This is a genomic window from Streptomyces sp. NPDC042102 (assembly GCF_055582305.1).
This window is the reverse complement of the sequence record NZ_JBVJDL010000005.1, coordinates 184,971-203,720: the sequence shown is the minus strand read 5'-3', so window position 1 is coordinate 203,720 and position 18,750 is coordinate 184,971. Positions and strand designations below refer to the sequence as shown.

The 18,750-nt window shown below is 74.6% G+C and carries 14 protein-coding genes, 5 tRNA genes and 1 pseudogene; 13 read left to right on the top strand and 7 right to left on the bottom strand.

The window, feature by feature from the left end:
• Positions 1–74 precede the first annotated feature (74 nt).
• From ACZ6KO_RS23070 to ACZ6KO_RS23055, 4 genes are all read left to right on the top strand, one after another.
• The gene (locus tag ACZ6KO_RS23070; RefSeq protein ID WP_469305884.1) at positions 75–722 is read left to right on the top strand and encodes a GNAT family N-acetyltransferase; all 648 of its coding nucleotides are present in this window, start codon (positions 75–77) and stop codon (positions 720–722) included.
• Positions 723–822: 100 nt separating this feature from the next.
• Positions 823–2,022, top strand: coding sequence for a precorrin-6y C5,15-methyltransferase (decarboxylating) subunit CbiE (cbiE, locus tag ACZ6KO_RS23065; RefSeq protein ID WP_469305883.1), 1,200 nt, complete (start codon positions 823–825; stop codon positions 2,020–2,022).
• A 248-nt stretch (positions 2,023–2,270) separates the two neighbouring features.
• The gene (gene cobT, locus ACZ6KO_RS23060) at positions 2,271–5,663 is read left to right on the top strand and encodes a nicotinate-nucleotide--dimethylbenzimidazole phosphoribosyltransferase (RefSeq protein ID WP_469305882.1); all 3,393 of its coding nucleotides are present in this window, start codon (positions 2,271–2,273) and stop codon (positions 5,661–5,663) included.
• Positions 5,664–6,005: 342 nt separating this feature from the next.
• Positions 6,006–7,223: an RNA-guided endonuclease InsQ/TnpB family protein gene (locus ACZ6KO_RS23055; RefSeq protein ID WP_469305881.1), complete on the top strand. Its 1,218-nt coding sequence runs from the start codon at positions 6,006–6,008 to the stop codon at positions 7,221–7,223.
• A gap of 15 nt (positions 7,224–7,238) precedes the next feature.
• Here ACZ6KO_RS23055 and ACZ6KO_RS23050 read toward each other — a convergent pair whose 3' ends face one another.
• Positions 7,239–7,820: an LppU/SCO3897 family protein gene (locus ACZ6KO_RS23050; RefSeq protein ID WP_469305880.1), complete on the bottom strand. Its 582-nt coding sequence runs from the start codon at positions 7,818–7,820 to the stop codon at positions 7,239–7,241.
• Positions 7,821–8,052: 232 nt separating this feature from the next.
• Here ACZ6KO_RS23050 and cobA point away from each other — a divergent pair, with 232 nt between their 5' ends.
• Both cobA and ACZ6KO_RS23040 read left to right on the top strand, forming a co-directional pair.
• Positions 8,053–9,285: a uroporphyrinogen-III C-methyltransferase gene (cobA, locus tag ACZ6KO_RS23045; protein WP_469305879.1), complete on the top strand. Its 1,233-nt coding sequence runs from the start codon at positions 8,053–8,055 to the stop codon at positions 9,283–9,285.
• 43 nt (positions 9,286–9,328) lie between these two features.
• Entirely contained in the window at positions 9,329–10,147 is an 819-nt protein-coding gene (locus ACZ6KO_RS23040) for a TrmH family RNA methyltransferase (protein ID WP_469305878.1), read from the top strand.
• A 48-nt stretch (positions 10,148–10,195) separates the two neighbouring features.
• On the opposite strand, the gene ACZ6KO_RS23035 is transcribed toward ACZ6KO_RS23040, so the two are convergent.
• Positions 10,196–11,362, bottom strand: coding sequence for a serine/threonine-protein kinase (locus tag ACZ6KO_RS23035; RefSeq protein ID WP_469305877.1), 1,167 nt, complete (start codon positions 11,360–11,362; stop codon positions 10,196–10,198).
• A gap of 552 nt (positions 11,363–11,914) precedes the next feature.
• On the opposite strand from ACZ6KO_RS23035, the gene ACZ6KO_RS23030 reads away from it, so the two are divergent.
• The 3 genes and pseudogenes from ACZ6KO_RS23030 to ACZ6KO_RS23020 all read left to right on the top strand — a co-directional run bounded on the left by ACZ6KO_RS23030 (position 11,915) and on the right by ACZ6KO_RS23020 (position 13,756).
• A complete protein-coding gene (locus ACZ6KO_RS23030) occupies positions 11,915–12,100 on the top strand; it encodes a hypothetical protein (RefSeq protein WP_469305876.1) in 186 nt (61 codons plus the stop codon).
• Between the two features lie 297 nt (positions 12,101–12,397).
• On the top strand, positions 12,398–13,390 hold the full coding sequence (locus ACZ6KO_RS23025) for a phosphotransferase (RefSeq protein ID WP_469306074.1): 993 nt from the start codon (positions 12,398–12,400) through the stop codon (positions 13,388–13,390).
• A gap of 67 nt (positions 13,391–13,457) precedes the next feature.
• Positions 13,458–13,756 (top strand): annotated as a pseudogene (locus ACZ6KO_RS23020) (TFIIB-type zinc ribbon-containing protein).
• A gap of 84 nt (positions 13,757–13,840) precedes the next feature.
• Here the strand turns inward: ACZ6KO_RS23020 and ACZ6KO_RS23015 are convergent.
• From ACZ6KO_RS23015 to ACZ6KO_RS22995, 5 genes are all read right to left on the bottom strand, one after another.
• Positions 13,841–13,915 (bottom strand) — tRNA-Val (locus tag ACZ6KO_RS23015).
• A gap of 48 nt (positions 13,916–13,963) precedes the next feature.
• Positions 13,964–14,035, bottom strand: a tRNA-Val gene (locus ACZ6KO_RS23010).
• Positions 14,036–14,054: 19 nt separating this feature from the next.
• Positions 14,055–14,126: transfer RNA gene (locus ACZ6KO_RS23005), tRNA-Val, on the bottom strand.
• A 1-nt stretch (position 14,127) separates the two neighbouring features.
• Positions 14,128–14,201 (bottom strand) — tRNA-Cys (locus ACZ6KO_RS23000).
• A 39-nt stretch (positions 14,202–14,240) separates the two neighbouring features.
• Positions 14,241–14,313: transfer RNA gene (locus tag ACZ6KO_RS22995), tRNA-Gly, on the bottom strand.
• A 181-nt stretch (positions 14,314–14,494) separates the two neighbouring features.
• On the opposite strand from ACZ6KO_RS22995, the gene ACZ6KO_RS22990 reads away from it, so the two are divergent.
• The 4 genes from ACZ6KO_RS22990 to ACZ6KO_RS22975 all read left to right on the top strand — a co-directional run bounded on the left by ACZ6KO_RS22990 (position 14,495) and on the right by ACZ6KO_RS22975 (position 18,730).
• The gene (locus ACZ6KO_RS22990; RefSeq protein ID WP_469305875.1) at positions 14,495–15,553 is read left to right on the top strand and encodes a chorismate-binding protein; all 1,059 of its coding nucleotides are present in this window, start codon (positions 14,495–14,497) and stop codon (positions 15,551–15,553) included.
• The gene (locus tag ACZ6KO_RS22985) at positions 15,550–16,371 is read left to right on the top strand and encodes an aminotransferase class IV (protein ID WP_469305874.1); all 822 of its coding nucleotides are present in this window, start codon (positions 15,550–15,552) and stop codon (positions 16,369–16,371) included. The genes ACZ6KO_RS22990 and ACZ6KO_RS22985 overlap by 4 nt, the downstream gene beginning before the upstream one ends.
• Positions 16,372–16,429: 58 nt before the next feature.
• Positions 16,430–17,269 carry a GNAT family N-acetyltransferase gene (locus tag ACZ6KO_RS22980; protein ID WP_469305873.1) on the top strand — a complete coding sequence of 280 codons (840 nt, stop codon included), beginning with the start codon at positions 16,430–16,432 and terminating at the stop codon, positions 17,267–17,269.
• A gap of 204 nt (positions 17,270–17,473) precedes the next feature.
• Complete coding sequence (locus tag ACZ6KO_RS22975; RefSeq protein ID WP_469305872.1) at positions 17,474–18,730, top strand: sensor histidine kinase; 1,257 nt, start codon at positions 17,474–17,476, stop codon at positions 18,728–18,730.
• Positions 18,731–18,750: the final 20 nt, after the last annotated feature.

The window sequence follows — 18,750 nt, the reverse complement described above, 5'->3', positions numbered from 1 at the left end:
ACCCCCTGGGGCCCCGCACCCCGGCGCCCCGCACGAACGGTCCCGCACCACGGTCTTGAGGCATGGAGCAGCGCATGACAACCACCTTCCCGGACGTCTCCATCAGCACGGACCGGCTGGTGCTGCGCCCCTTCGAGGAAGGCGACGTCACGGCGCTCACCGAGATGATGAACGACGAGCTCATCACCGCCTGGACCGGCGTACCGCACCCCTACACCCACGCCGACGCCCACGGCTGGGCCACCCGCCACGCCCACGCCGAGCGCACCGAGGGCCGCGGCATCGTCTTCGCCGTCACCGAGTTCCTCACCCAGCGCCTCGTCGGCGTGGTCCACCTCCAGCACACCAACTGGCGCACCCGCAGCACGGAGGTCGGCTACGTCACGGCCCCCTGGGCCCGCGGCGAGGGCTACGCCAGCGAGTCCGTCCTCGCCGTCGCCCAGTGGCTCTTCCACGACCAGCGCTTCGAACGCCTCGAACTGCGCACCGCCGCCGACAACACCGCCAGCCAGCAGGTCGCCCAGAAGATCGGCTGCATCAGCGAGGGCGTCCTGCGCAACGCGTGGATAGTGCGCACCCAGACGGCCGACGGCGGCTGGACCGACACCCGTACCGACCTGATCGTCTGGAGCCTGCTCCCCGAGGACCTCGACGAGCCGGGCGACTACGACGCCCAGATGGCCGAAGCGAGCGGCTACGCCGTTTCCGCCGACTGGCACTGACCCGATGACCAGGTAGTCTCACCGTGCCCGTGCGGGTGCCTCCCGGCGGCGGCCGGGGGAGCCCGGTGGAACGGTAGAACCAGATCAGGAGACTGACGAGATGGCCGACCGGGTCACGGTGATCGGCTGGGACGGCTCGCCCCTCACCGCGGCCGCGCGGTCCGCGCTCGCCGCCGCCACCCTGGTGGCCGGCGCCGCCCACCATCTCGCCCTCCCCGAGGTTCCGCCCACCGCCGAACGCATCCGCCTGGGCAGCATCGGCCTCGCCGCCCGCCGCATCGCCGGCCACCGCGGCACCGCCGTCGTCCTCGCCGACGGCGACCCCGGCTTCTTCGGCGTCGTCCGGACCCTGCGCGCCCCCGAGCACGGCCTGGAGGTCGAGGTCGTCCCCGCCGTCTCCTCGGTCGCCGCCGCCTTCGCCCGGGCCGGCATGCCCTGGGACGACGCCCAGGTCGTCGTCGCCCAGCGCCGTACGCTGCGCCGCGCCGTCAATGTCTGCCGCGCCCACCCCAAGGTCGCCGTCCTCACCTCGCCCGGCGCCGGCCCGGCCGAACTCGCCCTGCTCCTCGAAGGCGTCCACCGCACGTTCGTCATCTGCGAGCAACTGGGCACCGAACACGAGCAGGTCACCGTCCTCACCTCGGACAAGGCCGCCGACCACAGCTGGCGCGACCCCAACGTCGTCATCGTCATCGGCGGCGCCGGCCAGCCCGCCTCCGCCGAACCCGGCTGGCTGCTCGGCGCCGTGGCCGGAAGCCCCCGCGGCTGGGCCCGCCCCGAGCCCGGCACCGGCGAGGGCGAGTCCGCCCAGCTGCGCGCCGCCCAGCTCGCCCGCCTCGGACCCCGTACCGGTGACCTCGTCTGGGACATCGGCACCGGCTCCGGAGCCCTCGCCGTGGACGCCGCCGCCCTCGGCGCCGCCGTCATCGCCGTCGACGCCGACCCGGGCGCCTGCGAGGGCGTAACTGCCGCCGCCCGCACGCGCGGCGTACAGCTCCAGGTGGTCGCCGGACGCGCCCCGCACGTCCTGGAATCGCTGCCCGAGCCCGACGTGGTCCGCGTCGGCGCCGGGGGAGCGGCCGTCGTCGCCGCGTGCGCCGACCGCCGTCCCGAACGGATCGTCACCCACGCCGCCACACGCGACGCGGCGGAGGCGATCGGCCGCGCCCTGGCCGAACGCGGGTACGCCGTCGAATGCGCGCTCCTGCAGTCCGTCGGCCTGGACACCCGCACCTGGGCCGAGCAGGAACGCTCCGTCGTCTTCCTGCTCGCGGGCGAACGGCCGCCGAGCGCCCGCTGAACCAGTGGGCCCACAGCCGGGGTAGGCTGGCCGATCGTCGTACCGCCGCCGGGCGTACGGCAGCGGCACACGGCACGCACGTGACGTGTCCGCGACGTGGCGCAGTCCACAGCGGACCATGTCGGTTATGGCCGCCGTGGCCGGCGAACGGACGCGACAATGCTTAGTGGTTGCCACCGGGCAGCCACGCTCGTTGGGCTAGCGGGCGCCGGCGATCGAAGAAGCACACCGATGGGCGAGGGGTACGCATGACTGACACCGGCCAGGTTCCGGGCGAGGGCCTCCCGGACGACGCGGGCATGGTGGACCAGCAGGGCCTCCCCGTGCAGCCGCCGGTCCCCGCGATGCCTCCGCTGCCGCCGGTCGCGCCGATGCCGGGCGGGTACGCCTTCCAGGACCTGGTGGAAAACCCGGTCGAGGACGCCGAGGACGAGGAACTGCTGCTGATGCCGAGCGGGCAGGGCTCGTGGAGCGACCCGCAGGTCGTCCCGCCCGTCCCGGCGTTCCCCGCCCTGGCCGAATCCGTGCTGCCGCCGTTCTCCCCGGAGTACCCCGCCGCCACCCCGGAGTACCCCTCCGCCGCGTCCCCCGCCTCGCCCGCCGGGGCCGGCTACGCCGACGCCGGGTACGGCGACGGCGCGCACGAGGCGGGCGGCCGGGACTCCGGCTCCCTCGACCTCGGCGGCCTGCTGCCGCCGCCGTCCGCGCCCGCCGCGCAGACCGCGGCCCCGGTCCGCCGTCCGCTGCACATGGGCCCGCCCGTGCCCGACGCCTCCGGCGGCGTCGTACGGTCGCTCGCCGACCGGGGTCCCGCCCCGGTGGCCGCCCCCGCGCCGCTCCAGCAGCCCGCCCCGGGCCCGGAGTACCTCGACGTGGCGCGTCCCGCCGAGGTCCCGCCGCAGGCGGGCGCGCCGTGGGCGCCGGAACAGGTGGCCGTACCGGTCGCCCCGGCCTCCCTCGTGACTCCGGCGGCCGCGCCCGTCGTGGCCGCCCCGGCGACGCCGCTCGCCCCGACCGAACCGGTCGCGCCGGTGCCGGCCGAGCCGGCCGCCGCGGCCGCGTCCGAGCCCCTCGCGGCCGCCGCCGAGCCGGTGGTCCTCGTGACCCCCGCGCCGGCCGCGCCCGACGCCCTTCTGGGCCGGCTCCTCCCGGATGCCGTGCCGGTGGCCGCGCCCGCGGCCCCCGAGGCCGCCGCACCGGAGCAGCCGGCCGAGCCGGTGGCCGAGCCCGTCGAGCCGCAGGCCGCCGAGGCCGAGGCCGAGGCCGCGCAGGAGCCCGCGGCGGAGCCCGTGGCCGGCGCTGCAGAAACGGTGGTGCAGGCCCCCGCCGAGCCGGTGGCCGAGGAGCCGCAGCCGGCCGGGACCGCGCCCGAGCCCGATCAGCCGGAGTCCGTCCAGGAGACCGGCCCCGCGGCCGAGCCGCAGCCCGAGCCCGCGGTCGCCGAGCCCGCGGTCGCCGGGCCCGCGGTCGCCGGGCCCGCGGTCGCCGGGCCCGCGGTCGCCGGGCCCGCCGTCGTCGAGCCGGTCGCCGTGCTCGCCGCCGCGGCCGAGGACGCGCCCGAGCCGGTCGCGGAGCCCGTCGCCGACCCCGTGCCCGAGGCGGCCGCCGATGCCACCCCGGTGCCCGCGGCCGAACCCGTTCCCGTCGCCGCGCCCGCGACCGCTCCCGAGGCAGCGGTGCAGCCCGAAGTCACCGCCGAGGCCCCCGCCGAGGCCCCCGCCGAGGCCCCCGCCGAGGCCGAGGCCGAGGTCGCGCCGGAGGCCGGGCCCGAAGCCGCGCCCGCGCCGGTGACCGCCCCCGCGCAGGAGACCGCCGACGAGCCGCCGGCCGCTCCCGGGCCGCAGGACCCGGCCGGGCCGGAGATCCTGGCCGCGCCGGAGTTCACCGCTCCGCCCGGGCGTTCCCCGGGCGAGCCCGCCCCGGGCTACGCCGACGCCGAGCGCGAGGCCGTCCTGCGCGTCATGCGCGAACGCCGCGACATCCGCAACGGCTTCCGCACCGACCCCATCCCGCACGAGGTGCTGCTGCGCGTCCTCGAAGCCGCGCACACCGCGCCCAGCGTGGGCCACTCGCAGCCCTGGGACTTCGTCGTCATCCGGTCCGCCGACACCCGCCGGGCGATGCACGAACTCGCCCAGCGCCAGCGCGAGGCGTACGCGAAGTCGCTGCCCAAGGGCCGGGCGAAGCAGTTCAAGGAAATGAAGATCGAGGCCATCCTCGACACGCCGGTGAACATCGTGGTCACCGCCGACCCCACCCGCGGCGGCCGGCACACCCTCGGCCGGCACACCCAGCCGCAGATGGCGCCGTACTCCTCCGCGCTCGCGGTCGAGAACCTCTGGCTCGCCGCCCGCGCCGAGGGCCTCGGCGTCGGCTGGGTCAGCTTCTTCGACGAGCGGGAGATGGTCCGTACCCTCGGCCTGCCCGAGCACCTGGAGGTCGTGGCCTACCTGTGCGTCGGGTACGTCGACGAGTTCCCCGAGGAGCCCGAGCTGCTCCAGGCGGGCTGGTCCAAGCGCCGGCCGCTGTCCTGGGTCGTCCACGAGGAGACGTACGGCCGCCGCGCGCTGCCCGGCGAGGAGCCGCACGACCTGCTCAGCGAGACCGTCGCGAGCATCCGCCCGCTGGACGCCAAGGCGCTCGGCGAGGCCTGGGAGCGGCAGAAGCGGATGACGAAGCCGGCGGGCGCGCTCGGCATGCTGGAGATCATCTCCGCGCAGCTGGCCGGGCTCTCGCGGGTCTGCCCGCCGCCGATCCCGGAGCCGGCCGCCGTCGCGATCTTCGCGGGCGACCACGGCGTCCACGCGCAGGGCGTCACCCCGTGGCCGCAGGAGGTCACCTCCCAGATGGTGGCCAACTTCCTGGGCGGCGGCGCGGTCTGCAACGCCTTCGCCAACCAGGTCGGGGCCGAGGTCTGCGTCATCGACGTGGGCGTCGCGGGCGACCTGCCGGCCACGCCGGGCCTGCTGCCCCGCAAGGTCCGGCCCGGCACGGCCGACCTCTCCACCGGCCCGGCGATGACCCGCGAGGAGGTCGTCGCGGCCATCGAGGTGGGCATCGAGACGGCGCGCGACCTGGTCGCGGCCGGCAACAAGGGCCTGCTGACGGGGGAGATGGGCATCGCGAACACCACCGTGTCCGCGGCCCTGATCTCGGTCTTCACGGGTGTGGACCCGGCGGAGGTCACCGGGCGCGGCACGGGCATCAACGACGAGACGCACGCGCGCAAGGTCGACGTGGTGCGCCGGGCCCTGGAACTGCACCAGCCGGACGCCTCGGACCCGATCGGCGTGCTCGCGGCCATCGGCGGCCTGGAGCACGCGGCGATCGTCGGCCTGATCCTGGGCGCGGCCTCGCTGCGTACGCCGGTCATCCTCGACGGTGTCAGCGCCGGCGCGGCCGCCCTGGTGGCCCGCGCCATCGCCCCGGAGTCCCTCTCGGCCTGCATCGCGGGCCACCGCAGCGTGGAGCCGGGCCACGTGGCCGCTCTCAACAAGCTGGGGCTGCGCCCGCTGGTCGACCTCGACCTGCGCCTGGGCGAGGGCACGGGCGCCCTGCTCGCGCTGCCGCTGGTGCAGAGCGCGGCGCGGGCCATGCACGAGGTGGCGACCTTCGACTCGGCGGGCGTCACCGAGAAGTAGCCGCGCCGCCCGCGGCGCACACGGAAAGGCCCCGGACCGTCCTCGGTCCGGGGCCTCGCCGTTTCCGGCCGCCGCAGCGGCGCGGCTACCGGTGACTTGGCCCGTGCGCCGGGTTCCAGCCCGGTGGTGAGGGCCGTCCTTGGCCCGGAGGCTCGAAGCGCCGGAGTTCGCTGCGCTTCCGAGGACCTCAGCTCAGGCTGGGCGGATCTGCTGCTCGGTGTACTGACGGACGACGGGCAGCGGAGCCCCGCCGACCGAAGGCGTGAAGGACGAAACCGCAGTGCCGGCCCGTACGGATGTTCTGATGGTCGGCCATGAACCAACCGACGTACGCTGATCATCATGCAGCTCAGGTACTCCTTCCGGATGTACCCGAACGGTCCTCAGCGCTCGGCGCTGGCCAGGGCGTTCGGGTGCGCCCGGGTGGTCTTCAACGACGCGCTGCGCGTCCGCGAGACCGCCCGTGCCGCCGGGCTGCCGTTCGTCTCCTCCGCCGAGCTGGGCAAGCGGCTCACCGCCACGAAGAAGACCGAGGAACGGACCTGGCTCAGCGAGGTTTCCGCCGTCGTCCTGCAACAGTCCCTTCGGGACCTGGACACCGCCTATCGGAACTTCTTCGACGGTCTGAAGGGCAAACGCCCGAGGATGGGGCCGCCCCGGTTCAAGTCCCGCAAGGACAACCGGCAGTCGGTCCGGTTCACCGCGAACGCCCGATGGAAGATCACTCCCGGCGGGGACCTGTCGTTGCCGAAGATCGGCGATGTGCGGGTGAAGTGGTCACGTGCCCTGCCCTCTACGCCGTCCACGGTGACGGTGGTAAAGGACGCGGCCGGGCGGTACTTCGCTTCGTTCGTGGTCGAGACCGGCACCGGCGAGGCGCTGCCCGGGACTGCCGGTCAGGTCGGTATCGACCTGGGCCTGTCGCACTTCGCGGTCCTCTCCGACGGCACGAAGATCGGCAGCCCGCGTTTCCTGCGCCGGGCCGGGAAGAAGCTCAGGAAGGCACAGCGGAACCTGAGCCGTAAGGCGAAGGGCTCCAGCAACCGGGCAAAGGCCCGGCTCACGGTCGCCCGTGCACACGCACGGGTGGCCGACGCACGGCGCGAGTTCCATCACCAGCTCTCAACGAAGATCATCCGTGAGAACCAAGCGGTTGCCGTCGAGGACCTGGCGGTCAAGGGGCTTGCCCGTACGCGCATGGCCAAGTCCGTCCACGACGCCGGATGGGCCGCCTTCCTGGGGATGCTGGAGTACAAGGCAGCCCGGTACGGGCGCACCCTCGTCAAGATCGGCCGGTTCGAGCCGACCTCACAGGTGTGCTCGCAGTGCGGCGTCAAGGACGGCCCCAAGCCCCTCCACATCCGCGCATGGGAGTGCGGGGCGTGCGGGGCCGTCCTCGACCGGGACATCAACGCGGCGGTCAACGTCGCCAAGGCCGCCGGACTGGCGGTATCAGCCTGCGGAGCGCGGGTAAGACCGGGACCCGTCCCGGCACAGCGCGGAGAAACAGGAACCCACCGAGACGGTCAGACGACCGTGGCAGGAATCCCCGCCCTTTAGGGCGGGGAACGGAAGTCAATTCTTGATCTGGTTGATGCAGAGCACGAACTGCTTGCCGGAGCTGCGCCGGCCGCCGCGGGTCTGCTCGTGGTAGCCCATGTCCGACTTGCCCTCGCACTTGGTGCTGTCCACCGTGTCCTGGAACACCTCGACGACCTTGTACTGGGCGTCGGCGCCACCGCACTTCACGACCTGGAGGTCGGGGGAGATGGTGGTCCCGTTGTTCTTGAGGCAGTCGCCCGCCTTCGCGTGGTCGGCGTCGTCCTGGCTCAGGAAGTAGCCCACGCCGATCATGATGAGGACGGCCACGGCGCCGATGATCTTCAGGATCTTCAGGACGCCCATGCGCTTGGCCGGCGGCGCCGGCGGCGGCGGAGCGGTCCACTGCCGCTGCATCGGCTGCCCCGGCTGCTGGGGCGGGTACGGCTGCGGCTGCGGGGCGCCGTACGGGGCCTGGCCCTGCGCCTGCGGGTGCCCGTATCCCGGCGGGGGCGGGTAACCCTGGCCCGGCTGCGCCGGGTGTCCCTGCGGGGGCTGCGGTGCCTGGCCGGGCTGCTGGCCGTACGGGCCGGGGCCTTGCTGGGGCGGATAAGTCATGGAGAGTCCCCCGTGAGCAGGTGAAACATGGCGTCTTTGACGCGGACACGCTATCAACTGAGCGGCGCGGGGCATTCCGCGGTCCACCCCCGCGTGACGGACCCCGCACGGGGCCGTGGCCCACCGGGCCGTATCGTGGACCCGACAAGCGAAACCGCACGTCACACGCGACCCAGCCGCTCCAGCGCAGCAGCGGCCCGCCGACACCGCCGCACCAGGAGCCACCACCGCCATGGCACACCCGGCACACCCCGCCTACCCTGTAGGACTCCGCCTCGCCGGCCGTCGCGTCGTCGTCATCGGCGGCGGCCAGGTCGCCCAGCGCCGCCTTCCCGCGCTCGTCGCGGCCGGCGCGGACGTCCTCCTGATCTCCCCCTCCGCCACCCCGTCGGTCGACGCGATGGCCGAGACCGGCGAGATCCGCTGGGAGCGCCGCGGTTACCGGGACGGCGACCTCGCCGACGCCTGGTACGCGCTGATCGCCACCCAGCACCGCGAGGTCAACGAGCAGGCCTCCGCCGAGGCCGAGCGGGAGCGCGTCTGGTGCGTGCGCGCCGACGACGCCTCCGCCGCCACCGCCTGGACGCCGGCCACCGGCCGCAGCGAGGGCGTCACCGTCGCCGTCCTGACCGGCAACGACCCGCGCCGCTCGGCCGCCGTCCGCGACGCCGTCGTCGAGGGCCTGCGGGACGGCTCCCTCGCCGCCCCCGCGCACCGCCGCGAGCGCACCCCCGGCGTCGCCCTCGTCGGCGGCGGCCCCGGCGACCCCGACCTGATCACCGTGCGCGGCCGCCGGCTGCTCGCCGAGGCCGACGTGGTCATCGCCGACCGCCTCGGCCCCCGTGACCTGCTCGACGAACTCCCGCCGCACGTCGAGGTCATCGACGCCGCGAAGATCCCCTACGGCCGGTTCATGGCCCAGGAGGCCATCAACAACGCCCTGATCGAGCACGCCAGGGCCGGCAAGGCCGTGGTCCGGCTCAAGGGCGGGGACCCGTACGTCTTCGGGCGCGGCATGGAGGAGCTCCAGGCCCTCGCCGAGGCGGGCATCCCCTGCACGGTCGTCCCCGGTATCTCCAGCTCCATCTCGGTGCCGGGCGCCGCCGGTATCCCGGTCACGCACCGCGGCGTGGCCCACGAGTTCACCGTGGTCAGCGGGCACGTCGCCCCCGACGACCCGCGTTCGCTGGTCGACTGGGAGTCCCTCGCCAAGCTCAAGGGCACCCTGGTCGTCCTGATGGGCGTCGACAAGATCGGCGCGATCGCCGAGGCGCTCGTCCGGTACGGCCGGCCCGCCGGTACCCCGGTCGCGGTCGTGCAGGAGGGCACCACCGCCGCCCAGCGCCGCGTCGACGCCACCCTCGCGACGGTCGGCGCGACCGTGCTCGCGCAGGAGGTCCGGCCCCCGGCCGTCATCGTCATCGGTGACGTCGTGACCGTCGCCGCCGCGCCCAGCAGCCAGTAACCGTGCCGTTGGCACCGCACCCCGGACAAGGCAGTATCACCCTGTGGCAGATCTCATCACCGTCGAGGACCCCGACGACCCGCGCCTGCGCGACTACACGGGCCTGACCGACGTCGAACTCCGGCGCAAGCGTGAGCCCGCCGAGGGCCTGTTCATCGCCGAGGGCGAGAAGGTCATCAGACGGGCCAAGAACGCCGGCTACGAGATGCGCTCGATGCTGCTCTCCGCCAAGTGGGTCGACGTCATGCGCGACGTGATCGACGAGCTCCCGGCCCCGGTCTACGCCGTCAGCCCCGAGCTCGCCGAGCGGGTCACCGGCTACCACGTGCACCGCGGCGCGCTCGCCTCCATGCAGCGCAAGCAGCTACCGACGGCCGAGGAGCTGCTGGCCACCACCCGCCGCGTCGTCGTCATGGAGGCGGTCAACGACCACACCAACATCGGCGCGATCTTCCGCAGCGCGGCCGCCCTCGGCATGGACGCGGTCCTGCTCTCGCCGGACTGCGCGGACCCGCTCTACCGCCGTTCGGTGAAGGTCTCCATGGGCGCGGTCTTCTCCGTGCCGTACGCCCGCCTGGAGACCTGGCCCAAGGGCCTGGACTCGGTGCGCGAGGTCGGCTTCAAGCTGCTCGCCCTCACCCCGCACCAGAAGGCCTCCCCGATCGACGAGGCCGCCCCCCAGAGCCTGGAGCGGGTCGCGCTGATGCTCGGCGCCGAGGGCGACGGCCTGTCCACGCAGGCCCTGGTCGCCGCCGACGAGTGGGTCCGCATCCCCATGGCCCACGGCGTCGACTCGCTCAACGTCGGCGCGGCGGCCGCGGTCGCCTTCTACGCCGTGGCCCAGGGCCGCACCACGTCCTGACGACGGCTGGTGGCGCCTGCGGCTCGTGGCGCTGACAGCTCGTGGCGCCTACAGCTTCTGGGCCGCCGCGATGCCCAGCGCCACGACCAGGGTGACCACCACGAACACGATCAGGCGCTGGCGCATCAGCTTCGGGTCGGGGCGCGAGGGACGCCGGCCCGTCCCCGTCGTCCGCGGCCCCGGCCGGCTGCCCGTCCGTCCGGCCGTCGGCCGCGAGGCGGGTCCGCCGGTGCGCCCGGCGGTCGGCCGCGAGGACGGCCCGTTCGCCGGGACCGGCGCCGGGGTGCCCGCCGGGCCCCGCTGGGTGCGCTGGTCGGCGTACCCCTGCGCGAGCCGGCCCGTGGGCCGCTCGGTGCGGGCCCGCTGGGCCGGCGGGCGGCCGTCGGAGAGCCCCTGGGCCTCGCGGGCGGCGATCTCCTTGAGCCGCATCGACAGCTGGAGCGTGCTCGGCCGGTCCTCCGGGTCCTTGGCCAGGCAGGCCCGTACGAGCGGGGCCAGGGCGTCGGGGACCCCGTGCAGGTGCGGCTCCTCGTGCACCACCCGGTAGAGCATGACCTCGGAACTGCCGTGCCCGAAGGGCGAGTCGGCCGTCGCCGCGTACGCGAGCGTGGCTCCCAGCGCGAACACGTCGGTCGCCGGGGTGACCACGGCCCCTCGCACCTGCTCCGGGGCGAGGAAGCCGGGGGAGCCCACGGCGGTGCCCACGTGGGTGAGGGTGCTGGCCCCGGTGGCCCAGGCGATGCCGAAGTCGATGATCCGGGGGCCCTTGGGGGAGAGCAGGATGTTCGAGGGCTTCAGGTCGCGGTGGACCACCCCCGCCTCGTGGACGGCGACCAGGCCCTCGGAGAGCGCGGCGCCGATCGCGGCGATCTGGGCGGCCGTGAGGGGTCCCTCCTCGGCCACCTTGTCGTGCAGGGAGGGCCCGGGCACGTACTGGGTCGCGAACCACGGCCGCTCGGCCTCCAGGTCCGCCGCCACCAGCCGGGCCGTGCACCCGCCGCGGATCCGCCGGGCGGCGGACACCTCGCGGGCGAAGCGCGAACGGAACTCCTGGTCCTCGGCCAGATCCGGCCGGATCACCTTCAGCGCGACCCGCTGCCCGCGCCGGTCCGATCCCAGGTAGACCACACCCATGCCGCCGGCGCCGAGCCGCCGGTGCAGCCTGAACGAGCCGACGACACGCGGGTCCTCGCGCCGGAGCCGCATCATCGCCATGTCCACCCCGCTGACCGCTCGTCCTGCTGACGTGGCACAGCTTACGGACCATCCGCCACGCGCGCTCAGAGGCCGCGCCCTCGTCGGGAGATTCGACCGTCAGTACGGCGGGGCCCACTTGAGGGAGGTTCAGGTGTGCGAGACCTCCGGCGGGCGGAGAACTGGCGTACGGCCAAAGGCCCTTCCGGCCAAGGGGCTTGATCGTTACGGCCGCTCGCGGCGGCACCGTCCCGGCGGGCCGGGGACCCGCGGCCGCTCCCCGGTCGCGGCCGGGCCGGACGCCCGGCGCGCCGTGCGCGGGGAGTGACGCACGTGAGAGAAGTCACTCACACGCGGTCACCCCCTCCGGGAAGACCCTCAGGCAGGGGGACCCGTCTCCACCCAGGGGAGTACACGAGCCCGGCGGCCGTCATCCTCCTGGAGGCCGCTCAATGGGTACGAGGGCATGAGGCCAGGGGGCTTCCGCGCGCCTAGTGTTGAGGACAAGCGGCGGGTGGCGCACTCGTCCCCCGAGGTCACACGCCCGCCGCTGCCAACGACAGGGAGAGGACCATGGCGGACGTCGCACGGCGGGGACGCAAGGCCTTCGCGTTCAACGGCCACGAGTCCGGCACCCGCCACCCGCTGGTGGCCGCGGCCATGGTGATCCCCCTGGCCACCCTTCTGGTCGTCCTCTTCGGCGGCTGGGAGGCGGTGGTGACACAAGCGTCGTCCGTGGGCGCGATGCTGGGGCGCTGATCGGCGCACCAGGTCCGGGAGAGCGGCCCGGGCCGGACATCGGCCTTCACCCCGTGGGGACGGGGGTTACGGCGGACGGCAGGGAAAGGGTGCTGCCCGTACGACTGGGGAGTCGTACGGGCAGCACCCTTTTTCGGTCGCCGCGTACGATCCCCCAGGGGGCCGCCGTCGCCCCGTACGGACGACCCGGGGGTGACCGTGACCGCCTTGCTGCCGCAGGCCCTGGCCGACTTCGCACGCCGCACGCTGCCACCGGCACCGGCACCGGCACCGGCACCGGCACCGGCACCGGCCTTCGTGAAGCCCGCGGCCCCGCCCGCCCCGCCCCCGCCGGCCGCTCCCGGGTCCGCCGTTCCCGCGTCCGCCGTTCCGGCCCCGGGCGGTCCCGCGTACGCCCTGCTCGCCGACCGCCCCGACGGCACCGTCGTGCGCTGCGCCGGCTCGGTGGTCAAGGCGCACGCCGCCGGTACCGACCGGGCGGAGCTCGCCGCCCGGATACGCATCGCCGGGGCCCCGGCGCTCGCGGGCGTCCTGCTGCCGCCGCTGCGCCCGGAGGCGGACGAGGTCCACGGCCGGCCGGTGTCCGTCTGGCCGTACGGCAGCCCCGTGGATCCCGAGCGGCCCGCCGACGCGCCCTGGGAGGAGGCCGCCGTGCTGCTGGCCCGGCTGCACCGGATACCCCTCGCGGACCTGCCCGGACCGGTGCCGCCCATGCGCGGCCCCGCGAAGGTGGCCCGGGCGCTGCACCGGATGGCCGCCGCGACCGGTCCCGCCGGGCCGTACGGCCACCCCTACCCCGAGGCGGCCGACGTGCGCGCGGCCGCCGCCCGGCTGCCCGGCTGGGCGCGCGGCGAGGAGCCCGCGCCCCGCTCCGGGGCCGAGGCGCTGTGCCACGGCGACCTGCACCTCGGCCAGCTCGTGCGGCACCCGGCCCCGGACGGCCCCTGGCACCTGATCGACGTCGACGACCTCGGACACGGTGCCCCCGCGTGGGACCTGGCCCGCCCCGCCGCCTGGTACGCGGCCGGACTGCTGGACGCGACGACCTGGACGCGCTTCCTCGACGCCTACCGCGCCGCCGGCGGCCCCGCGGCGGGCCCGCCCGGTACCGATCCCTGGCCGGAACTCGATCTCGCCGCCCGCGCCTTGACCGTCCAGACCGCGGCGCTGGCCGTGGCCAGGGCGGCCCGGGCCGGGCGCCGACTCGACGACGTCGAGCGGGCCATGACCGACGCCTGTGTCCGAATCGCCGCCCTCCGGGCCGACTTGGAGCCGGACGCCCCGGCATAGGGTGAGCTCCACGCCACCGGGCAGGAATTCCGGTGTCGACGTCCGACGGCGAGGAGTTGAGCCGAGCATGCAGTGTCCGAAGTGTCACGCGATGATGCACACGTACAACCGCAACGGCGTCCAGATCGAGCAGTGCAGCGGCTGCCGGGGCATCTTCCTGGACTACGGCGAGCTGGAGGCCCTGACCCGCCTGGAGAGCCAGTACGGCGCCCAGTACGGCCAGGTCCCGCCGCCGGCCGCGCCGCCCGCCCCCTACCCGGCCGCCCCGCCGCCGCCCCCGCCTGGGGCGCCCCGCACCACGGGCACGGTCACGGGCACGGCCACCACGGCCACCGCGGTTTCGGCCGGATGCTGTTCTCCTCCTGAGGCCCCCTCCTGATCACCTGGGCCCGCACGGTCGCGCGCGGGCACGCGAAAGCCCCGGCCGTCGAGACGGCCGGGGCTTCCCGGTGGTGCGCGATACTGGGATTGAACCAGTGACCTCTTCCGTGTCAGGGAAGCGCTCTCCCGCTGAGCTAATCGCGCGGGGACCAAGGCTCCGTGGAACGAAGCCGCAGGTCGGGCTGTACTGCGTGCGCGATACTGGGATTGAACCAGTGACCTCTTCCGTGTCAGGGAAGCGCTCTCCCGCTGAGCTAATCGCGCGGGGATCCTTGCGGACCAGTGGACGATACTGGGATTGAACCAGTGACCTCTTCCGTGTCAGGGAAGCGCTCTCCCGCTGAGCTAATCGTCCTTGGAGGTGGAGACGGGATTTGAACCCGTGTAGACGGCTTTGCAGGCCGTTGCCTCGCCTCTCGGCCACTCCACCATGGAGCTGCAGGGGTTCTCGGGAAGATCCCCCACTTCGAGCGGACGACGAGATTCGAACTCGCGACCCTCACCTTGGCAAGGTGATGCTCTACCAACTGAGCCACGTCCGCATGTCGCCCCGGCCTGCTTCCGGAAGTTTTTCCTTCGCTCCCCGGCGACGTGTTGAACTCTAGCGGATTCCCGGGCCAGCTCAAAAACGCGTTTCCGCAGCGTGCTGCCGCCCGATCACGGCGGGTCACCCGGATGTCACCTCACCGGCGCCCCGACGTCACCGGTCATAGACTCACAGCCGTGCACGACCTGCCTCCTCTGGCCCGCTTCGGCGGCCTCCTCGCGACCGATCTGCGCGACGTCACCAGCGACCCGTCAGCCCTGGACTCCGCCGGCTTCTGGGCCGTGGCCGCGGATTTCGAGGGCGGGCTGGTCTGCGCACGGTTCGGGGACATACGCCCCGATCCCGTCCCCGATCCCGTCCCGGGAGCCTGGTACGGCCCCGCCGCCGGCGACTGGACCTCCTCCCTGGACCGTGACGGCTACACCGCCGGCGTACGGCGCATCCGCGAGCACATCGCGGCCGGCGAGGTCTACCAGGCCAATCTGTGCCGTGTGATGTCCGCGCCGCTGCCCCGCCCCGACTCCGCCGACGTGGACGCGCTGACCGCCCTGCTCGCCCGCGGCAACCCGGCCCCGTACGCAGGAACGATTCGCCTGCCGGCCCACGGCGTCGAGATCGCCACCGCCTCGCCCGAGCTCTACCTGCGCCGCCGCGGCCGCCACGTCGAGTCCGGCCCCATCAAGGGCACCGGCCGCACCGCGGCGGACCTCCTGGAGAAGGACCACGCCGAGAACGTGATGATCGTTGACCTGGTCCGCAACGACCTCGGGCGGGTCTGCGCCACCGGCTCCGTCACCGTTCCCGAGCTGTGCGCCGTCGAGGAGCACCCGGGCCTGGTCCACCTCGTCTCCACCGTCAGCGGCGACCTCGCCGACGGTGCCGGCTGGCCCGAGCTGCTCGCCGCCACCTTCCCGCCCGGCTCGGTCACCGGCGCCCCCAAGTCCTCCGCCCTGCGGATCATCGAGGCCCTGGAGACCGCCCCCCGCGGCCCCTACTGCGGCGGCATCGGCTGGGTCGACGCCGACCGCGGCACCGCCGAGCTCGCGGTGGGCATCCGTACCTTCTGGATCGACCGCGAGGCGCCCGGCGGCCCCCGGCTGCTCTTCGGCACCGGCGCGGGCATCACGTGGGGGTCCGACCCCGAGCACGAGTGGGCGGAGACCGAACTGAAGGCCGCCCGGCTGCTCGCGGTAGCGTCGGGCGCGTACCAGGCGAGTGGAGGGACCGTACGGTGACGATCTGGCTCGACGGAGCGCTGCGGGACACCGGCAGCGCGAAGGTGTCCGTGTTCGACCACGGGCTGACGGTGGGCGACGGCGTCTTCGAGACGCTCAAGGCGGAGCACGGCCGCTGCTTCGGCCTCACCCGCCACCTGGAGCGGCTCACCCGCTCCGCCCGGGGCCTGGGCCTGCCCGACCCCGACCTCGACGAGGTGCGCCGCGCCTGCGCCGCCGTCCTCGCCGCCAGCCCGATGCCGCTCGGCCGGCTGCGCATCACCTACACCGGCGGCCTCTCCCCGCTCGGCTCCGACCGCGGCGACGCCGGCCCCACCCTGGTCGTCGCGCTCGCCGAGACCACCCGCCGCCCCGACACCACCGCCGCGATCACCGTCGACTGGGTCCGCAACGAGCGCAGCGCCGTCGCCGGCCTGAAGACCACCTCGTACGCCGAGAACGTCGTCGCCCTGGCCGCCGCCGCCCGCGCCGGCGCCTCCGAGGCCCTGTTCGCCAACACCGTCGGCCGGCTCTGCGAGGGCACCGGCTCCAACGTGTTCGTCGTCCTCGACGGCGAACTGCACACCCCGCCGCTCACCTCCGGCTGCCTCGCGGGCATCACCCGCGCCCTCGTCCTGGAATGGACCGGCGCCAAGGAGACCGACCTGCCGCTCGACGCCCTCCGGCAGGCGGAGGAGATCTTCCTGACGTCCTCGCTGCGCGACGTCCAGGCGGTGCTGCGCCTCGACGACCGCGTGCTCGGCACCGGACCCGGTCCGGTCACCGCCCGCGCCCTGCGCGATTTCGAGACACGCGCCGCCGACGACGTCGATCCGTAAGATCCGCCTCCGGCAAAAGGGGCTGACGCGCGGCCGCGGGGCGGGTAGAACACCAGTGATGACCACCACCCTGCGGCCGTCCGGGCCGCTCCAGCAGAACGGGACGGGGGCGCGCTCGCGCCCGTACGAGATCCGCGTCAACAGCCGGCGCGTCGGCTCGCTGGTGATCGCCGCCGACACCCCGATGGGGCCGCGCGTCGGCGAACTGCGCGAGCTGTACGTCGACGAGGCCGACCGGCGGCGCGGCCGTGCCACGGTGGCCGCGCTCGCCGCCGAGGAGGTGCTGCGCGGCTGGGGCTGCCGCCACGTCCGGGCCACCGTCCCGGCCGCGTCCGAGGCCGGTCTGCGGCTCGCGCGCGCCCTCGGCTACACCGAGGAGGGCCGCACGATGCGCAAGGCCCTGCCCGCCGAAGCCCCCGCCCTGCCCGCCGGCGTACGCCTGCGGCGGATGACCGACCAGGAGTACGGGGACTGGTTCCGGGGAGCCGTCGAGGACTACGCGGCCCGCTGCGTGGAGCGCGGCATGACGCCCGACGCCGCCCTCGCCCACGCCCGCGAGGACAACGGGGCCCTGCTCCCGCAGGGCCAGGACACCCCCGGCAGCACGGTCGCCGCCCTGGAGGCCGACGGCGCCGACGTCGGCCGGCTGTGGATGGCCGAACGCGAACTCGCCCCCGGCGTACCCGGCTGGTACGTCTTCGACGTCGGGGTGCTGCCCGCCCACCGCGGCCGGGGCCACGGCCGCACCCTGCTCCTGCAGGCCGAACGCACCGCCCTGGCCGCCGGTGCCGGCTGGATCGGCCTGCACCGCTTCTCCGACAACACCCCCGCGGTCCGCCTCTACGACTCCCTCGGCTACCGCGCGGCCTCCGTGAACTTCGCCAAAGTCCTCCTGTAGGTCCCGTCCCCCGACCCCCGTACGGGGGACGGGACCCGTCACAGAGGTCCGCCCAGGGGAAAACTAGCCGTCCCGGGACCGCGCGCACGCCCCACCAGAGGTTGAACCCCACCGCCCACCTGGGGTGTCACCCGGCTACAACCAGGGTGGTAGGTCCGTGCAGTTGTGCGGACGCGGCCGGGGGTCCGCGCATACGCTCGCCCGGTGTCACAACCAGCACAGCGCGACCTGATCCGGTCCACGGCCGTCCGCCGGGCCCGCCGTGCGCTCCCGCACGTGGCCGAAGTCGTCTACGCCGTCGGGTCGTTCGGGATCTCCTGCACCATGCTGCGCAACTGGCCCGATCCGTACGGCTACTGGCGCGACACCGACACCCTCGCGTACGCCCTGCTCGCCGCCGTCTACCTGCCGCTGGCGCTGCGCCGCCGCGCCCCGCTGCTGATCCTCGCCACCACCGCCACCTGCGTCTTCACCTACTTCACCCTCGCCTACTACCACGTGACCGCCGTCTGCGGCCTGGGCCTGGCCCTCTACACCGTCGCCGCCCTGCGGCCCCGGCGCGTCTCGCTGCGCTGCGCGGTGCTCACCCTCGCCGTCCTGCTGTGGGGCACCCGGCTCGCCGAACCGGGCATCGGGGCGCTCAGCGTCGCCTTCGTGACGAGCATGACCACCGTCTGCTGGGTGGCGGGCGACGGCTCCCGGCGGCTGGCCGAGCGCGGCGAACGCCTCGCCCTGCTGACCCGGCAGCTGCACCACGAGAAGGAGGAACGGGCCCGCCGGGCCGTGATCCAGGAACGCCTGCGGATGGCCCGGGAGCTGCACGACGTCGTCGCCCACCACGTCTCGGTGATCTCGGTGCAGACCGGGCTCGCCCGGTACGTCTTCGCCTCCGACCCCGCCACCGCCCGCGCGGCCCTGGAGACCATCGCGGGCAGCAGCCAGGAGGCCATGGCCGAGATGCGGCGGATGCTGCTCGTCCTGCGCCACGGCGGCGACCCGGGGGAGGAGCGGGCCGTGGAGGCCGCCCTCGGGCCGGCCCCGGGCCTCGGCCGGCTCGAGGAGCTGGTCCAGCGGGTGGCGGCGGCGGGCGTCGACGTACGGGTCACGCGCGCCGGGACGCCGTACGCACTGCCGGCGGGGGCGGACCTGTGCGCGTACCGGGTGGTGCAGGAGGCGCTGACGAACGTCATCAAGCACGCGCCGGACGCGCGCACGGCGACCGTCCGGGTCGACTACCGGCCGTCGTCGGTGTCGGTGACCGTGACCGACGACGGGAACCAGCAGGTTTCGGCCAGCCGTTCGCCGTTTGCCGGACACGGCTTGATCGGCATGCGGGAGCGGGTCACTATCTACGGCGGGACGGTGACGGCCGGCCCCGCCCCGCGCGGTGGGTTCGAGGTGCGGCTGACGCTGCCGGTGCCCGACGACCCGTGCCCGACGACCGTGACCGACGACCCGTGACCGCGGCGCGTCAGAGGCAG